The organism is Candidatus Eisenbacteria bacterium, assembly GCA_020847735.1.
In the GTDB taxonomy this organism is placed as follows: Bacteria; Eisenbacteria; RBG-16-71-46; order RBG-16-71-46; family RBG-16-71-46; genus CAIXRL01.
Genome location: JADLBL010000025.1, coordinates 54538 through 70911 on the forward strand (window position 1 = coordinate 54538; position 16374 = coordinate 70911).

15 protein-coding genes are annotated in these 16374 nt (G+C 71.5%); 3 read left to right on the forward strand and 12 right to left on the reverse strand.

Annotated features, from left to right (window positions below; all coding sequences use genetic code 11):
• Positions 1 to 10: 10 nt before the first annotated feature.
• From IT347_14055 to tnpA, 3 genes are all read left to right on the forward strand, one after another.
• Positions 11 to 2065 (forward strand): TonB-dependent receptor, encoded by a 2055-nt coding sequence (locus IT347_14055; protein ID MCC6350705.1) that lies wholly within the window; start codon positions 11 to 13, stop codon positions 2063 to 2065.
• 609 nt (positions 2066 to 2674) lie between these two features.
• Complete coding sequence (gene lexA / locus IT347_14060) at positions 2675 to 3274, forward strand: transcriptional repressor LexA (GenBank protein ID MCC6350706.1); 600 nt, start codon at positions 2675 to 2677, stop codon at positions 3272 to 3274.
• A gap of 84 nt (positions 3275 to 3358) precedes the next feature.
• Complete coding sequence (gene tnpA, locus IT347_14065) at positions 3359 to 3832, forward strand: IS200/IS605 family transposase (GenBank protein MCC6350707.1); 474 nt, start codon at positions 3359 to 3361, stop codon at positions 3830 to 3832.
• A 240-nt stretch (positions 3833 to 4072) separates the two neighbouring features.
• Here the strand turns inward: tnpA and IT347_14070 are convergent, their stop codons facing one another.
• The 12 genes from IT347_14070 to rpmH form a co-directional block, all read right to left on the reverse strand.
• Positions 4073 to 5047, reverse strand: coding sequence for an EamA family transporter (locus IT347_14070; protein ID MCC6350708.1), 975 nt, complete (start codon positions 5045 to 5047; stop codon positions 4073 to 4075).
• Positions 5048 to 5148: 101 nt separating this feature from the next.
• The gene (locus tag IT347_14075) at positions 5149 to 5532 is read right to left on the reverse strand and encodes a polymer-forming cytoskeletal protein (protein MCC6350709.1); all 384 of its coding nucleotides are present in this window, start codon (positions 5530 to 5532) and stop codon (positions 5149 to 5151) included.
• Between the two features lie 30 nt (positions 5533 to 5562).
• Positions 5563 to 6432 (reverse strand): ParB/RepB/Spo0J family partition protein, encoded by an 870-nt coding sequence (locus tag IT347_14080; GenBank protein MCC6350710.1) that lies wholly within the window; start codon positions 6430 to 6432, stop codon positions 5563 to 5565.
• Positions 6425 to 7186: a ParA family protein gene (locus tag IT347_14085; protein ID MCC6350711.1), complete on the reverse strand. Its 762-nt coding sequence runs from the start codon at positions 7184 to 7186 to the stop codon at positions 6425 to 6427. The genes IT347_14080 and IT347_14085 overlap by 8 nt, the downstream gene beginning before the upstream one ends.
• A gap of 201 nt (positions 7187 to 7387) precedes the next feature.
• Positions 7388 to 8041, reverse strand: coding sequence for a 16S rRNA (guanine(527)-N(7))-methyltransferase RsmG (gene rsmG / locus IT347_14090; protein ID MCC6350712.1), 654 nt, complete (start codon positions 8039 to 8041; stop codon positions 7388 to 7390).
• 388 nt (positions 8042 to 8429) lie between these two features.
• The gene (mnmG, locus tag IT347_14095) at positions 8430 to 10412 is read right to left on the reverse strand and encodes a tRNA uridine-5-carboxymethylaminomethyl(34) synthesis enzyme MnmG (protein ID MCC6350713.1); all 1983 of its coding nucleotides are present in this window, start codon (positions 10410 to 10412) and stop codon (positions 8430 to 8432) included.
• Between the two features lie 8 nt (positions 10413 to 10420).
• A complete protein-coding gene (gene mnmE, locus IT347_14100; GenBank protein MCC6350714.1) occupies positions 10421 to 11818 on the reverse strand; it encodes a tRNA uridine-5-carboxymethylaminomethyl(34) synthesis GTPase MnmE in 1398 nt (465 codons plus the stop codon).
• 79 nt (positions 11819 to 11897) lie between these two features.
• Complete coding sequence (locus tag IT347_14105) at positions 11898 to 13355, reverse strand: Jag N-terminal domain-containing protein (protein MCC6350715.1); 1458 nt, start codon at positions 13353 to 13355, stop codon at positions 11898 to 11900.
• Between the two features lie 240 nt (positions 13356 to 13595).
• Positions 13596 to 15431 (reverse strand): membrane protein insertase YidC, encoded by a 1836-nt coding sequence (yidC, locus tag IT347_14110; protein ID MCC6350716.1) that lies wholly within the window; start codon positions 15429 to 15431, stop codon positions 13596 to 13598.
• An 8-nt stretch (positions 15432 to 15439) separates the two neighbouring features.
• On the reverse strand, positions 15440 to 15649 hold the full coding sequence (gene yidD / locus IT347_14115; GenBank protein ID MCC6350717.1) for a membrane protein insertion efficiency factor YidD: 210 nt from the start codon (positions 15647 to 15649) through the stop codon (positions 15440 to 15442).
• A gap of 2 nt (positions 15650 to 15651) precedes the next feature.
• Positions 15652 to 15990 (reverse strand): ribonuclease P protein component, encoded by a 339-nt coding sequence (gene rnpA / locus IT347_14120; GenBank protein ID MCC6350718.1) that lies wholly within the window; start codon positions 15988 to 15990, stop codon positions 15652 to 15654.
• Positions 15991 to 16152: 162 nt separating this feature from the next.
• A complete protein-coding gene (gene rpmH, locus IT347_14125; protein ID MCC6350719.1) occupies positions 16153 to 16302 on the reverse strand; it encodes a 50S ribosomal protein L34 in 150 nt (49 codons plus the stop codon).
• Positions 16303 to 16374 lie beyond the last annotated feature (72 nt).

Below are 16374 nucleotides of genomic sequence, written 5' to 3' on the forward strand. Positions count from 1 at the left end.
AAGGACTCCCGTGTTCCCTTCCTGCTTCTTCACCCGGGCCGCGCGCGCGCTCGGGGCGGCGGTCTGCGGCCTGGCCGCGACCGCGCTGGCGGTGTCGGCCGGCGCGGCGCAGACCGCGCCCGCCGACACCGCGATCGTCGAGATCGAAGGCACCAGCGTGCTCGGCAGCCGCACGGGCACGACCCGCGGCGGCAGCAGCGTGGTCCACTCGGACATTGATTCGCTCCCGCTGCCGGCGGCGGCCAGCCTGCGCGAGGTGATCGAGGAGCTGCCCTCGGTCCACGTGCGCACCAACAGCCGCGGCGAAACCGAGCTGTCCATCCGTGGCTCGGAATCGAGACAGGTCTCGGTGCTCTACGACGGGCTGCCGCTCACGCTGAGCTGGGACGGCCGCACCGACGTGTCGGTGATCCCGGTCGGCGCCATGCGGCAGGTCACGCTCGTGCCCGGGCTCTCGACCATCCTGACCGGACCCAACGTGCTCGGCGGCATGATTGACTTCCGCAGCCACGCGGGAGCGGCGCCGGACCACTCCTCGCTCGAGGCGGGCGCGGGCGTTGACGCGAGCGGCGGGTTCGGCGCCACGGCTTCGATCAGCGTGCCGCGGCGCCTGCGCGCGGGCGTCCTCACGGCGCGCGCCGGCGCGGGGCACCGCGATTCGCCGGGCGCGACGAAACCCGCGGGGATCGTGCAGCCGATCCTCGGCGAGCGCCTGCGCATCAACACCGACGCCGCGGCCAGCGACGCGTTCGCCTCGCTGCGCTTCGATCACGAGGGCGGAGCGTGGACGTCGCTCGCCAGCTCGGCGTATCGCGAGGAGCGCGGCATCGCGGCCGAGCTGGGCGTGAGCGAGCCTCGATACTGGCGCTACCCTTTCGTCGCCCGCTCGCTGTCGGTGCTCTCCGCGGGCAGCGGCGCCCGCCGGGCGCCCTGGGGCGGCGCGGCGAGCCTGCAGGCCAGCTTCGGACTCGACGCCGGCCGGACCGAGATCGACGCCTACGATTCGATCCTCTACGACAGCATCACGAGCGAGGAGGACGGCGAACAGGTCACGCTGTCCATGCGCGCGACCGCCAGCCAGACGCTCGGCCGCAACGCCGACCTGCGGCTCGGCGTGACGAGCAGCCAGCTCACCTACGACGAGTTCCTCACCCCAGGAGCCACCAGCCGCTATCGCCACCGGCTCTGGAGCGTGGCCGGAGAGACGATCGTGCGGCGCCCCTTCGAGGGCGGCGGGCCGCTCGAGGAGCTGGACCTGTCGCTGGGGCTGGCGCTCGACCGCTCGACGAATCCGCTCGCCGGCGGCAAACCGGGCGTCGGGGCGCTCGATGAGCCCGGCGCGCGCGCCGGCCTGAGCGCCGTGTTCTCCGGCGGAGCCGTGACGGTGCACGCGAGCGCCAACCGAAGGGCGCGCTTTCCCTCGCTGCGCGAGCTCTACTCGGGCGCGCTCAACCGCTTCACGCCGAATCCGGACCTCAAACCGGAGCGGCTGGTCGCGGGCGAAGTCGGCGTCATGCTCCGGGACCGGCTCGGGCAGTTGCAGGTCGTCGCCTTCACGCAACGGCTCTCGGATGCCGTGGTCCGCATTCGCGAAAGCGGTCGCTTCAAGCGCGTCAACCAGGAGGGGCTGAAGAGCCGGGGCGTCGAGCTCATCGGCTCGCGGCGCTTCGGCGGGCTTTCCCTGGGCGCGGACTTCACCGCGCAAACCGCCGACCTGCTCGATCCGAGCGCGCAGCTCGAGCACCCCGAGAACCTTCCGGAGACGAGCGGCAGCCTGCGCGCCGAGCTGAGTCTGCCGCGCCGGTTCCGCCTCGGCGCCTCGGCGCGCTGGATCGGCGAGCAGTTCGCGCTCCACCCCGATTCGGGCGAACTCGAGACGCTCGCCTCGGCGACGACCCTGGGCGTGAACGTCGCGCGCGACTGGCGACTGGGCGGCGCGGACGGGTGGGCGAGCACGCTGCGCACGACGATTGCCGTGGACAACCTGACCGACAAGGCGGTCTTCGACGCCTACGGTCTGCCGGGGCCCGGTCAGCTCCTTCGCTTCGAGATGCGCGTGAACTGACCCCTGAGAGCGGCCCGCGCACCCGCGGCCCGGCCCACGCAGGCCGGGCCGCGCGCGCTTCATGCCGCGGACCGGACGGCGCCCCGCGCACACCACACCACCTCAACGCCCGGAGTCCGATCCGGGCCGCCGTCAGTCGCCCGAGGCGTGATTCATTTCGGGCACCGGGGCCCCGGCCGGGACGAACCCCGAGCCGGGGCCTTCGGGTCACGGACTTGCTCCTTCATCGCACCGGGCGGTGGCGGCGGCCGCCGCGCCTCGGCAAGTCGGCCCCCGATTGCGACCCACCTCGGCGCCATCGGCCATCCACCCCGGCCCCGATGCGACGGAGACCTTGCGGCCCCGCCGTAGGCATCGAGCACGATCGCTGCCACCGACACCTGCGTTCCCGGGCCGGCCGAAAGTCGTGCGCCACAACGGCGCCCACCCGAGGGTCCGGCGCAACCGCGACGCGCGTGCGTCGAAGTTGGCAGCGGAGCGTCGGGCCGCCAAACCAGCCGGCGGCGAGGCCCGAAGATTCGGCCCTTGACGGACTGCACGCGTGTGCACTAGTGTCCGCGCGTGCCAGGTTCCTGCCTCGAACCCAACCGAACAGGGACGGAGAACCACATGCTCAACGACAGAGCCCGCGAGATTCTCGCGTTCATCCAGCGCTTCCGCCGCGAGAACGGCTCCGCGCCGACCATTCGCGAGATCGGCGAACACTTTCGAATCACTTCGACGAATGGGGTGCGGTACTACCTGAACCTGCTCGAGAAGGCGGGGCACATCCGCCGCAACCGGAAGATCTCGCGCGGCATCGGTCCCGTCTCGGCACCCCGCGCCATCGGGATTCCCGTGCTCGGGCGCGTCGCGGCCGGCCAGCCGATCCTCGCCGAGGAGAACTTCACCGGCGCCCTCGAGATGGCGGACATGTTCGGTGAGACCGCCAACCTCTTCGCGCTCCAGGTGCGCGGCGACAGCATGATTGACGCCGGCATCCTCGAGGGCGACTACGTCATCGTTCGCAAGCAGGACGAAGCGCGCAGCGGCGAGATCGTGGTCGCACTGCTCGAGGACGAGGCCACGGTGAAGTACTACCAGCCGCGCCGTGGCCACATCGAACTGGTCGCGGCCAACGTGAAGTACGAGCCGATCGTCGTCGGCAAGGGGGACCCGCTCCGCATCCTCGGCATCGTCCGAGGCGTCGTTCGCACCGTTCATCGCTGAGGGCAGCACCACGGGAGCCGCGGCTCCCGTTTTTCACCCCCGCGTAGTGCACATCCGTTCAACGTCCCCGCAGGAGGAAGTCCCGTGGAACTCGACCTGGCCCCCACTGTGAAGCAGGCACTCGGCAGGAGTTGGGAGCCCGTGTATCGCAGCCAGCTCCACTACCTCGTCACCTGGAGCACGCGGGGGCGGCGGCCGGTGCTCAAGGACCGGCACATCGAAGCGCTCCGCGGCCTGATCCGGGCGACCTGCGAGGAGCGGCACTTCGAGCTCGTGGAAGTCGTCGCCGGCCAGGACCACGTGCACGTGCTTTTTGGACTGCGTCCGGCGCAGAGCGTGGCGAGCGCCGTCCGCGAGCTCAAGGGCAGGACGGGCATGGCGCTCCTGGCCCAGTTCCCCGAACTTCGCGTGTGGTTGCGCGGCAATCTCGTCTGGGACGAGCGCTACTCGGTCGAGACGGTAAGCCCGTTGCGCCTCGACACGCTGCGGGAACGGCTGTCGAGCCGGCACCGCAACGCGCTCGAGGAGTTCGCGGCGGGCTGGGCGGAAGCAAGCTGATCGCGGACTGCTGACGATTCACCGCGCCGGCGGCGGCGGGCTCATCTTCGCCTGATCCTCTCGCGCCTCGCCGCGGCCGGTCGCGGATGCCGTCGGGTCGGCGGTGCGCGGCATGTTCGTGCCGGGTGCTGCGGGCGCTCCGCGTGAGCCGCCCGCGCGTGGCAAGCGCATCGCGCGGGCGGGCTCGCCGTGCGGCCGCGGGCCGCGGCGGCGACGCCGCCCGGCGCCGCGAGTGCCGGCTCACGCCCGTTCGACGGCGGCCTGCGGCACCTCGGGCCGTTCACGCGAGGCCAGCAGAGCCGCGGCGAGCACCAACGCGGCTCCGACGATCTGCATGGGCCCGAGCCGTTCGCCAAGGAAGACGGCCGCGGCCACGATGACGACGAGCGGCTCGGCCGTCGCGATCACGCCGGCCTCGGCGGCCGGCAGGGAGCGGAGCCCGGCGTAGAAGAGCGAGAACGGAACCAGCGTCGAGAAGATGCCGAGGGCGATGAACATCCACCACAGGTCCTGCCCATAGCCGGCCGCGGCGATGGCCCACGGCGGCGAGTGGAACGACCAGAAGAGCGCCGCCACGAGGAACGTATAGAAGAGCACCGTGGCCGGGTGATATCGCTCGAGGCCCCGCTTGGAGTACTGGATGTAGAACGCGAACGCCGCCGCCGAGGCGAACCCCACACCCCACTCGATCGGTCCGGCATCCATCGTGCGCGGATCCACCCCGCCGACGAGCAGCGCCGTCCCGCCGAGCGCCAGAGCCACCGCCGTGAGCATGCTCCAGCCGACCCAGCGCCCGCGGATCAGCTCGATGGCGACGAGCAGGGAGGGTGCGAGGTACTGGATGAGAATCCCGACGTTCACGCCGAGATGGGCGATGGAGTAGTAGTAGGTGGACTGGACGGCCGCGACGCCGAAGAGGCCCAGCACGACGAAGTAGGTCAGGTCCGAGCGGCGGATGCGGAGCAGGTCACGCCGGGTGGTGACCAGGATCGCGAACAGGACGATCACCGCGATGGCGAGTCTCAGCTCGACGACGACGAGGCTGTCCACGTGGCGGTCGCGAAACACGAAGCGCGCGAGGGTCGCCGACAGCGCCCAGAAGACCGTCGCCGAGAAGACGAAGGCCCGGCCGCGGGCGGCGTGGAAACCGGGATCGGATGGGGGCGCAGTCCGGGAGCCGGGAGGGACCTGCTCCACGGTGGAAGCGGGCGTCATCTGCCTGACTTCCTGGGCGTTCGTGCGCTCGAAGTTGTGATTATGGATTCTTTGTGGCACATGAAGTTATGCGGATGTGTATTCAATCTGGCAGGCGTGGGTCAGCTCGTCAGCTCGACTCCCTCGGTGCCTGCCTCCAGCATCGTGCATCGGCCCGTGAAGTGAACGCCGGGCTCCATCACCACGCTGAACGCGGCGACGTCGCCGTCCATGTGGGCGCCCGTCTTGAGCTCGACGACGCCCAGGGCACGGATGCTGCCGATGACGCGCCCCTTGATCATGGCCTCCTTGATCTCGATGTCCGAGCGCATCACGCCGTGCTCGCCGATCTCGAGACGTTCGCAGCTCAGGACGTCGCCCTCGAACTCGCCGTCAATGCGCAGCGTCCCGCTGATCATCAGGGTGCCGCGCACGCTCGAGCCGACGCCGATCACGGTGTTCGCGCGGGGAGCTTCCTCCGGCTGCTGTTTGGTGCCGAATCGCATCACATGGCCCTCCTGGCCGCGGGTATCCGGCTAAAGAACGCCCCAGGCCTCGAGCAGGCGCTCGAGGTCGTCCTGGCTGTAGAACTCGAACTCGACCCGGCCGCCCTTGCGGCCCGGCATGATGGCGACGTTCGTGCTGAAGCGCTGCTTGAGCTTCTCCTCCCACTCTGGAAGCCCTTCCAGTCGCGCGACCCGGGGACGGGTGTGCGCCTTGCGCTCTCGGCGCCGGACGAACGCCTCCGTCCGGCGCACCGAAAACCCCTTGCCAACGACATAGCGCGCCGCGGCCAACTGGTCGCCGGCGCCATCAATGCCAAGAATCGCGCGAGCATGCCCGGCGGTTAGCGTTCCACGTGAAACCATCTCGCGGACCTCAGGCGGCAGGGCCAGCAGACGAAGCGAGTTCGTAATCGAGCTGCGCTGCTTGCCCACGCGCTCGGAGAGTTGGTCGTGCGTGAGCCCGACCTTCTCGACCAGGGCCTGGTAGGCCCTTGCCTCGTCGATCGGGTTCAGGTCCTCCCGCTGGATGTTCTCGATCAGCGCCAGCTCCATCATGCCGCGGTCGTCGAAGTCGCGGACGATGGCCGGGATCTGCTCAAGGCCGGCAAGCTGTGCGGCGCGCAGCCGGCGCTCGCCGGCGACGAGCTGGTACTCGCCAATGCCCCTGGGACGAACCAGCACCGGCTGGATGACCCCGCTGGTGCGGATCGAGTCCGCCAGCTCCTTGAGCCCGGCGTCGTCGAAGCGCGTGCGAGGCTGGAATGGATTGGGTCCGATGGACTGGATCGGGAGCGACGTCGCTCCGCCGGTCGCCTGGATCTGCCTGCCCTCGACGGCTTCGGTGGCGGTCGAGGACGAGATGAGCGCCTCGAGCCCGCGTCCAAGCACCTTCCTACTCATGTTCGAGCACCTCCCGCGCGAGCTCGCGATAGCTCTCGGCGCCGCTGCTGTGTGGGTCGTAAAGGACGATGGGCTTGCCGAACGAAGGCGCCTCGCTGAGGCGCACATTGCGTGGAATTACAGTCTTGTAGACGCGTTCGCCAAAGAACTTTCTTGCTTCCTCAGCAACCTGCTGGGAAAGGTTGAGCCGGGCGTCGAACATCGTGAGCAGGACTCCTTCGATCCTAAGCGCCGGGTTCAAGTGGTCCTGAACGAGCCGGATCGCGCCGATCAACTGGGTCAGCCCCTCGAGCGCGAGGTACTCGCACTGGAGCGGGATCAGAACGGAGTCCGAGGCGGTGAGGGAGTTGATCGTCAGGAGCCCGAGCGATGGCGGCGTGTCAATGAAGACGTAGTCGTAGTCGTCGCGGACCTTCACGAGACAGCTCTTGAGCCGCGTCTCACGCGCCATCATGCCGACGAGTTCGACCTCGGCACCCGACAACCTCTGCCCGGTTGGCATCAGGTCCAGGGTCGCAAGGGCCGTCGGCATGATGGCGTCCTGGACCTCGGCCTGCCCGATCAGCACCTCGTAGGTCGAAAGTCGCTGGTCGTTGCCGTTGATGCCGAACCCGCTCGTGGCGTTGCCCTGCGGGTCAATGTCCACGACGAGCACGCGCTTGTTCTCCTGCGCGAGGCAGGCAGCCAGGTTGATCGCGGTCGTGGTCTTGCCGACGCCACCCTTTTGGCTGGCGATCGAGATGACGCGTCCCATGCCTCGACTCGATCGGGCCGGTGGCCCGGTTCAGGAGCGGTGGCTCGCTGGTGCGCCACTCAGCGCGAAGGTCAGCACCCCGCAGGAAAGCCGCGCGATCCACGCGGCACGAACGAGGCGGCAAGATATCAGGGTCGCTTTGATCCGCTCAAGCCCTATCGTTCCACGTGCAACATGCCACGACGAACTTAAGGAAGCCGGTTACTTCCTTACGAATGTCGCGACCACGTTAGGGCCGTCAGCGAGCGTCGTCACCCGCTCGAGTCGCCAGGCCTGCTCCCATTCGCTGCGCGCGGCGTCCATCTCCTGTTCGTAGCTGCTGCCCTTCCACAGGAACGCCGAGCCGCCCGGTTCGACGATACGGGCCGCCATCGCGAGCGTCGGCCCGATCGCCGCGGTTGCGCGCGAGGTGAAGGCGTCGCATGCAAGCGCGGGCGCGCCATCCTCGACCAGTACTTCGAGACGTCCTGTCATGACAACGAAGTCGCGCAGTTTGTTGTCCTGCTGAATCTTCTTGAGGAAAAGCGTCTTGTTCCGGCGCGACTCCACCAGCGTCCAGTGCTCGCCGATCCCGCACAGTGCCAGCGGCACGGCCGGCAACCCGGCGCCCGAGCCGAAATCCACGAGGCGCTTCGCGCCGCTGGATGCGATCAGTCTGGCCGGAAGCAGCGATTCCAGCAGGTGGCGTTCGACGAGGCGCGGCTCGTCGTGACGGGAGATCAGGTTCGAGACCCCTCGATTCCACTCGAGCAGTTGCCTGGCGTACTCGCGAAGCGCGGCAAGACGCGACTCGACCTCCTGCTCATCGCCGGGTATGAGAGGGCGCAGCGATTGCCACGGCTGCCGCGCCAGCAATCGCTCCGGATCCGCTGGCCGCGTCGCCGGGCGCCGGGCCAGGGGACGCGCCGCAGGTCCCGAGCCGGGCCGCGAGGTCGCCGGGCGCTGGCCGAGCCTGCGGCCGACGCCCTCGACGGGTCTGCCCCCGGACCGCGCCTCGCCCGTGCGCGCCGGGCGTTCGCCGCGCCCGCGCTGCGTGGGCCGCGAGTCCCACCGGCCTGCGCGGCGCGGTCCTTCGCCTCGCGGCTTTCCAGAGTTCGAGGAGCGGGTCATGAGCCGCGCACTCTAGAGGACTTCCGGCGATTCGGCACCCGCGGCCTGGCGAAGGTGTGCGCCGAACGCTCCCGGCGCACCGCCAGCGCCGCCCGCCCGTCCGCTGCGGCGTGATCCAAAGGACGAGGGCCGTTCAGCCCCGCGCGGCCATCCGCTTCGCGTGCACGAGCAGGACCGCGACGTCGGACGGGCTCACGCCGGCGATTCGCGAAGCCTGACCGACCGTGGCCGGACGCCAGCGGCGAAGCTTCTCGCCGGCCTCGTGCGAAAGTCCGCCGAGCGCCTCGTCCCAGAACGTCTCCGGCAGTTGCAGCTTCTCGAGCGAGCGCGCCGCATCGGCGGTGCGCTGCTGGCGCTCGATGTAGCCGCGGTACTTGAGGCGTACCTCGAGCGCCTCGCGCCACCCGGCCCGCAGTCCACCGGCCACGCCCGCCCGATCGAGCATCTCCCAGTTGCCGTCGGGCCGCGCGAGCAGTTCGCTGGCCCGCACGCTCGCCGGCGGCCGGCACCGTTCGGCCCCGGCGGCATTCGCGACGACCGCGTCCTGCGCGACGCGCGCATCGCCGGCGACCTCCTCACCGGCGTCGGCCGCACCCGGGCGCCGGCCGTCGCGCCGGGCGTGGACGGCCTCATCGGTCACCGGTGCGGGCATCGCGACCATGACGCGCTCGAGCCGGCGCTGTTCGGCCTCGATCGCCGCGTACTTGGCGCGCACCGACTCGAGCTGATCCTCGGTGAGCAGGCCCAGCTCGCGGCCCGTCGCGGCGAGACGTTCGTCGGCGTTGTCGGCGCGCAGCAGCAGGCGGTGCTCGGCCGCCGAGGTGAACATGCGGTAGGGCTCGCGGTGCTCGCGCGTCACCAGGTCGTCCACCAGCACGCCGATGTAGGCCTGGTCGCGGCGCAGGACGAACGCCGGTTCGCGCCGCAGGGTCCTGGCCGCGTTCACGCCGGCCACGAATCCCTGCGCGGCCGCCTCCTCGTATCCCGACGTGCCGCAGATCTGGCCCGCCAGCCACAGCCCCGGCACGCTCTTCACCTCGAGCGTCTCGCGCAGCTGGTGCGGCAGCACGAAGTCGTACTCGACGGCGTAGCCCGGGCGCAGCATGCGCGCCGACTCGAGCCCGGGGATCGTGTGCAGGAACGCGAGCTGGACGTCCTCGGGCATGCTCGTCGAGACGCCGTTCACGTAGATCTCCTCCACGTCGCGCCCCTCGGGCTCGAGGAACAGGTGGTGCGAATCGCGCTCGGGGAACTTGACCACCTTGTCTTCGAGCGAGGGGCAGTAGCGCGGCCCGGTGCCGCGAATCGCCCCCGAATACAGCGGCGAGCGCGCGAGGTTCTCGCGGATGACCGCGTGCGTGCGCGCGGTCGTGTGCGTGACCCAGCAGGCCGCCTGTTCGAGTTCGAGCTTCTCCGTCCAGTGCGAGAAGGGGCGCGGCGGATCGTCTCCGGGCGCGACCTCGAGCGCCTCGAAGCGGATCGAATCGCGGTGCAGTCGCGGCGGCGTGCCGGTCTTGAGCCGCCCGCGCTCGAGCCCCAGGCCGCCGAGGCACTCGCTGAGCGCGCGCGCCGCATGCTCGCCGATGCGCCCGCCTTCGATCCGCCGCTCGCCGACGTGGATGAGTCCGTTCAGGAACGTGCCGGGCGTGATGACGAGCGCGCGGCAGCCGAGCACGCGGCCATCCGCCAGCTCGAGGCCCGCCACGCGGCCCCCTTCGAGCCGCACGTGGTTGGCGACGCCTTCGACCAGATCGAGCCCGGGCACGGCTTCGATCACCTTCAGCATCTCGGCCGAGTAGCGCGGTTTGTCGCACTGCGCCCGCGGCGACCAGACGGCCGGGCCGCGTCCGCGGTTGAGAGTCTTGAACTGGATGCCCGCGCGATCGGTGACGAGCCCCATGAGCCCGCCGAGCGCGTCGAGTTCGCGCACCATGTGCCCCTTGGCGATGCCGCCGATCGCCGGGTTGCAGGACATCTTGGCCAGGTCGCCGCGCACGACCGTCAGCAGCGCGGTCGAGGCGCCCATGCGCGCGGCCGCGTGCGCGGCCTCGCAGCCGGCGTGTCCGCCGCCCACCACGATCACGTCCCAGCGTCCGTCGAAGCGTTCCGCGTGCATGTCCCGCCTCACTTGCCGATGCAGAAGCGAGCGAAGATGCGATCCAGCAACTCGTCGCTCACCCGCTGGCCGGTCACTTCCTCGACGGCGGCGAGCGCTTCACGCAGCTCGAGCGCCACGAACTCGCCCGGTTCGCCCCGGCCGCCGGCCGACGCCGCGCGTTCGAGCGCCGCGCAGGCGCGCGCGAGCGCTTCGGCGTGCCGGGCGTTCGCCACCGCGCCGGCGAGCGGCCCGCGCGCGCGCGCGCCGAGCTGCGATTCGAGCGCCGCGCGCAGGTCGCCGACGCCTTCGCCGGTGCGCGCCGACAGGGCGACCGCGGGCGGGGCGTCGCCGAGCGGGCCGCGCAGCGTGGCCGCGACCTCCCGCGCGACCCCGGGGCCGGCGAGGTCGGACTTGTTGAGCGCCAGCAGCACGCGGCGGCCCCGCAGGCCGGCGGCGATCGCGCCGTCCTCGGCGTCGGGCTCGCGCGTCGCGTCGTGCACCCACAGCACCAGCGCGGCCGAATCCATCGCGCCGCGCGAGCGCGCGACGCCCTCCGCCTCGACCGCGTCCCCGGACTCGCGCAGTCCGGCCGTGTCCGAGAGCGTCACGCGCACGCCGCCCAGCTCCAGCGACTCGCTCACGCGGTCGCGTGTCGTGCCGGGCGTGTCGGCGACGATCGCCCGCTCCTCGCCGAGCAGGCGGTTGAAGAGCGTGCTCTTGCCGGCGTTGGGCCGGCCGACGATCGGCACGTGCACGCCCTCGCGCACGGCGCGCGCCCAGGCGCCTTCGCCCACGAACCCGGTCAGCTCGCGCGCGAGCTGGCTCGCGGCGGCGACGATGTGCGCGGGCACCTCGACGCCGCCGACGTCCTCGGCGAAGTCCACGCGCGCCTCGACCTCCGCGGCGCAGTCGGCGATCCGCGAGGCGAAGCTTCGCAGCCGCTCCGACAGCGCCCCGCGCAGCTGCGCGATCGCCAGCTCCGAGGCGGCGCGCGTCTCGGCGTGGATCAGGTCGGCGACCGCCTCGGCCTGGGCCAGGTCGAGCCGTCCGCCAAGGAACGCCCGCAGCGTGAACTCGCCCGGCCGCGCGAGGCGCGCGCCGGCGGCGAGCAGCGCCTCGAGCACCTGCCGCGCCGGCAGCGAACCGCCGTGGCACGACAGCTCGACCACGTCCTCGCGCGTGAACGAGCGCGGCGCGCGGAAGACGCCGGCCACCACCTCGTCGAGCAACGCCCCGCCCGCGGGCGCCACCGCCCAGCCGTGGTGCAGCGTGTGGCTCGGCGCCCCGGCGAGCGTCACCGCGCCGCGAAAGACGCGGTCGGCCACCGCCAGCGCGCCGCGCCCCGAGACGCGCACGACCGCCAGCCCCGACTCGCCGGGGGCGGTCGCGATGGCGGCGATGTCGTCGTCGAGTGGCAGGCTCATGGTCCATCCGGGCTAAAGAACGAAGCGCCGGGTCCGCCCGCAGGCGAACCCGGCGCGTGTGCTGCGGAGCGAACCGGGCTCAGCCCGCGTCTTCCTCCCCGGTTCTCTCCGGGAAGTCGGCGGGGGCGATCGCCACGCGTTTGATCATGCCGGTTCCGAGGGCGAACGTCTTGACGCGCGCGTCCTCCTTCAGCGTGACGTGCACGATGCGGCGCTCCTGCGAGTTCAGGTAGTCGGTGACGACCTCGGTGCGCTGGCCGGCCGCCTGATCGGCGAGCGTGCGGGCCAGATCCTCGAGCTCGCGCTCGCGGCGGCGCCAGAAGTCGTTGATCTCGAGCTGCAGGTGGTAGCGCGAGCCCTCGCCGCGGTTGAGGAACCGGTTGAGCAGGTGCTGGAGCGCCTGCCGGACCTCGCCCTTCTGGCCGGTGAGTAGATCGTCGTCCTTGGCGATCTCGGCGGTGACGTCGGCGCGGTTGCCCTCCGCCGCGACCGAAACCGTCGCCTCGAAGCCCATCGCGCGAAGCAGCTCCTCGGTCAGGCGGCGGCTCTGCTCGGACAGCTCGCTCGTGTTCATCAGGGGCTCCTCGGAGGTCTCGATGGCGACGGCGAGCGGTGCGCGCCGCACGGGTTCGGCGCGCGGGACCGCCGGCTCGGACACCGGTTCGGCGAGCGCGTCATCGGCTCGAGGCTCGTGGTCGGCCTCGAACGCGGGCGGCGATGCGAACGAGTCGCCGGCCTCGACCTCCGCGGGTTCGGCCGCGAAACCGTTGGCCGATTCGCTCAGCGGCTCGACCGCTGCGCCCGGGGCGCCTTCGCGGCGGCGGCCCCTTCCGCCCCTGCGGCCGCGGCGGCGGCGGCGGCGCTCGCCACCCTCGTCACCCTCGCCGGCCGCATGGCCCGGCGCGGCAGCGGCCTCGGCCGGCGGTTCCACGGCGGGCGGGCGACGCTCCTCGCGCCGCTCGGGCCGGCGCTCATCGCCGCGTCCGTTGCGCCGTTCGTCGCCGCGGGCCTCGCGATGCTCTTCGCCACGGGGTTCGCGGCGCTCCTCGCTCCGGCCTTCCCGGCGACCCTCGCGACGCGAATCGCGGCGGGCGTCGTCGCGCCCTTCAGCGCCCCGCTCGCGGCGCGCCTCGTCGCGGCGTTCCTCGCCGCGGCCGCCTTCGGCGCGGGCAGGCTGTGCGCCGCGGCGTCCGTCCTCGCGGCGCCCGTCGCGCCGGCCGCCGCCCTGGGCTTCGCGGTCCTTGTCACGATCGCGATCCCGTCCGCGGTCGCGGTCGCGACCGCCGCGACCGCCGCGGCGGTCGTCGCGACGGCTCGAGACACGACGCTCGCGCTGCTCCTCGGGCTCGCGCACCGCCCCGCCGGGGCGGCGCATGATGCTGACGCGAAACGGCCGTGCGCCGAATCCCAGGAACCCGCCCTTGCCCTCCTCGATCACCGTGATGGTGGCTTCCGCCCGCGAGAGGCGGAGGTCGTCCAGCCCGACGCGCACTGCTTCCTCGAAGGTCTTCCCTTCGTACACCGAACCCTTTGCCATTGGCTCTCCGTTGCCCTGAGGCGCGCGTCCATGATCTGGCGCTGCCGGGGGGCGCGCCTGTGCGGCGCCCGCAGGGCGGATGGAATCGTGATCTCTCGGCGCGGCGGATTCGCGCGGCGCTCCCCCGCGGGGCGAGCGGCCGGCGCGCGCCTCGGCGCTGCCGGAAAGACCGTGGAAACGACGGGTCAGCTTACTTCGGCGCGAACCCCGTCCGCCACGCCGAACGCTCGAACCGGGACGCTACGGCCTGCGTCCCTTGCCTGCCGCCGCGGGCACCACGACGGCCCCGCTGTCGCCGCGCATCGCGAGCCACTGCTGCGCCGCGGTGAGCACGTTCATGACCGTCCAGTAGAAGACGAGTCCGGACGGCAGGTTGTAGAAGATGAACAGCATGAAGATGTTCATCAGGTACATGGTGGGCGCCTGCTTGGGGTCCGTCGGCGTCAGGACCTGCGACAGGAGACCTGTTCCCGCCATGAGCAGGGGCAGGAAGCGCACCGGGAGATGCCCGATGACCGGCAGCGGCCCGAGGGTGGCCACCAGGTCGGGCGACGAGAGGTCGTGGATCCAGCCGAAGAACGGCGCCTGCCGCAGGTCAATGGCGTTGTTGATGACCGCGTAGAGCGCGAAGAACAGGGGCATCTGCAGCAACATGGGCAGGCAGCCGCCCATCGGATTGACCTTGTTCTCGCTGTACAGCGCCATCGTCGCCGCGTTCAGGCCCTTCGGATCGTTCTCGAACTTCTTGCGGATCCGCTCGATCTCGGGTTGCAGCTTCTGCATGGCGCGCATGCTGCGCATGCCCGCCATGTTCATCGGGTGGAGCAGCAGCCGCACGAGTGTCGCGATCAGCAGGATCGTGATCCCGTAGTTGTGGACCACACCGTCAACCGCACGCATGAGCTGGAGCAGCAGCTTGCTGAACGGCACGATCCACCGCCAGCCGAGGTCCACCGAACGCTCCATCTCGAGCGGGCCGCTTTCCTTCGCGAGCGCGAAGTGATCCGCCGGCCCCACGTAGGCGACGAACTGCTGCACGCCGGCGCCCGAGGCGGGCAGCGGCATGACCAGCGAGCCGATGGCCACCGGCGCCAGCGGCTTGGTGCCCGCCGGCATCAGCGCCAACCGGTCGGCCGGCAACTCGGCCGACGCGGCCGCGCTCACGGCCGCCTTGCCGCCCGGTCCGGTCGTGCCCACGAGCGCCATGAAGTAGCGGCTCTGGACGCCGGCCCAGCGTGCGACGCCCTCGAACACCTTCGGATTCCGGCCCACCAGCCCGGCGGCCGCGTCGCGGTGCAGGTCCTTGCCGACGAGGCTCGTCGCGCGCAGTCCGTGCAGGTCCGTCTGCGGGTCCGACTCGGTGAGCGGGAGCCACGAGCGCATGGTGAGCGAGTAATCGCGCACGTCCGAATTGGCGGGAATGCCCGAGGTCTCGACCTCGAGGTCGAGCATGTAGCTGTCGGGCCGCACGCGCCAGGTCTGGCGGATCTGCATGCCGCCCGCGTCGCGGCCGGTGAAGGTCAGCGTGCGGATCGCACCCGTCGCGTCGGTGCTCTCGCTCGCCGCGAACATCGTCTTCGCCAGCGAGCGGGCCGATTCGCCCGAGCCCAGGTCGAGCGCGAAGGTCGGCGCGCCGTCCAGGCGCACCTGATCGCCCGCGGGAACGTCCATGCCGGGCCGGGGGCGTTTCGCGGGCTTCGCCTGGAAGTCGCTCGCACCATAGGCGGCCGCGAACTTCCTGAGCTGAAAGCCGGTCAGGCGCGCGCCCCGGTTCGAGAACTCCGCCCGATAGAGCGGCGTTTCGATCACGTAGCGCTGCTCGGGAATCTCGGGGGCCGCCGGTTTCGCCGGCGTCGCCGCGAGGCCGGGAGCCCCCGGGGCGGCCGTCGCACCCGCCGATCCGTTCGGGATCGCGGCCGCGGCGGTGGTATCCGCGAGCGCGCTGTCGCGCGCGACCAGGGTGGAGTCGGCGGCGGGCTTGCGCACCGGCTTGGGCCCGTAGCGGGCCTGCAGCGCGGTGAAGGCGGCGAAGACGACCAGCGCGAGGGCGACGGCAAGAAGGGTTCGGCGATCCATGGGCGGGGTCAGGGCACCGGGTCGTAGCCGGCCGATCCCAGGGGATGACAGCGCCCGAGCCGCGACAGCGCGAGCCAGCCTCCACGCCACACGCCGTGGCGCGCGATGGCCTCGCGCGCGTACTCCGAGCAGGTGGGGTGGTGGCGGCAGGCGCCGCGCACGGCGGCCGGAGCGAGGACCTGGTAGAGCCGAATGAGCAGCAGGACGATCGCGCGCACGGTCAGGCCTGGGCCACGGGAGCGAGGGCGCCCGCGTGCGCGAGCAGCGTCTCGACCTCGGTGGCCAGTTCCTGGTGCGGCGCGGTCAGGGCCGCGCGGGAAGCGATGAACACGAGCAGGTATCCGTGGTGTGGGACCCGCGGCCAGCGGCGGCGCACGATTTCGCGCAGCCGGCGACGGGCCCGGTTTCGCTGCACTGCCCCGCCGACACCCCGCTTGCTGGCGATCCAGCCCAGCCGCGTGACTTCGCCCGGCGCGGGCAGCGCCAGGAGGAGGCAGGAACGGCCCCGAAATGCCGTTCCGAGCTGGCGCACCGCCGCGAAATCCTTGCTGCTGCGCATGCGGTGTCGGCGGTGAAATCGTTCGGAGGGTGCCGGGCTCATCGTGAGGCGGTGGCCGACCCGGCCCGGCCCGCAGGCCCGCTTCGGCGCCGCACCATGGTCAGATCTCCGGTGCGGCCCCCGGCGCCGATTTCGCGGGTCGGGGTGAAGGTGGAATCGCGGTCAGCGGGGATCGGAGGAGACCGTGAGGCGCTTGCGCCCGCGCGTGCGCCGGGCCGACAGCACCTTGCGGCCGCCCTTGCTCTTCATGCGGGAGCGGAAGCCGTGCGTCTTCTTCTTGTGGCGGTTGTTGGGACGGTACGTGCGCTTCATCGAAAACCCCTGAGCCAGCGTCGAAGGTTGAAAAAAGACGGCGAAGCCTATGCGAGCGGCCGCTCCGCCGTC

What these genes read in the sequence shown, in the direction of transcription:
- IT347_14105 (MCC6350715.1), bottom strand. Translation starts at nt 13,355, where the DNA reads ATGGCAAAGGGTTCGGTGTACGAAGGGAAGACCTTCGAGGAAGCAGTG.
- yidC (MCC6350716.1), bottom strand. Translation starts at nt 15,431, where the DNA reads ATGGATCGCCGAACCCTTCTTGCCGTCGCCCTCGCGCTGGTCGTCTTC.
- IT347_14070 (MCC6350708.1), bottom strand. Translation starts at nt 5,047, where the DNA reads ATGACGCCCGCTTCCACCGTGGAGCAGGTCCCTCCCGGCTCCCGGACT.
- IT347_14075 (MCC6350709.1), bottom strand. Translation starts at nt 5,532, where the DNA reads ATGCGATTCGGCACCAAACAGCAGCCGGAGGAAGCTCCCCGCGCGAAC.
- mnmG (MCC6350713.1), bottom strand. Translation starts at nt 10,412, where the DNA reads ATGCACGCGGAACGCTTCGACGGACGCTGGGACGTGATCGTGGTGGGC.
- lexA (MCC6350706.1), top strand. Translation starts at nt 2,675, where the DNA reads ATGCTCAACGACAGAGCCCGCGAGATTCTCGCGTTCATCCAGCGCTTC.
- rpmH (MCC6350719.1), bottom strand. Translation starts at nt 16,302, where the DNA reads ATGAAGCGCACGTACCGTCCCAACAACCGCCACAAGAAGAAGACGCAC.
- IT347_14085 (MCC6350711.1), bottom strand. Translation starts at nt 7,186, where the DNA reads ATGGGACGCGTCATCTCGATCGCCAGCCAAAAGGGTGGCGTCGGCAAG.
- rnpA (MCC6350718.1), bottom strand. Translation starts at nt 15,990, where the DNA reads ATGCGCAGCAGCAAGGATTTCGCGGCGGTGCGCCAGCTCGGAACGGCA.
- mnmE (MCC6350714.1), bottom strand. Translation starts at nt 11,818, where the DNA reads ATGAGCCTGCCACTCGACGACGACATCGCCGCCATCGCGACCGCCCCC.
- IT347_14080 (MCC6350710.1), bottom strand. Translation starts at nt 6,432, where the DNA reads ATGAGTAGGAAGGTGCTTGGACGCGGGCTCGAGGCGCTCATCTCGTCC.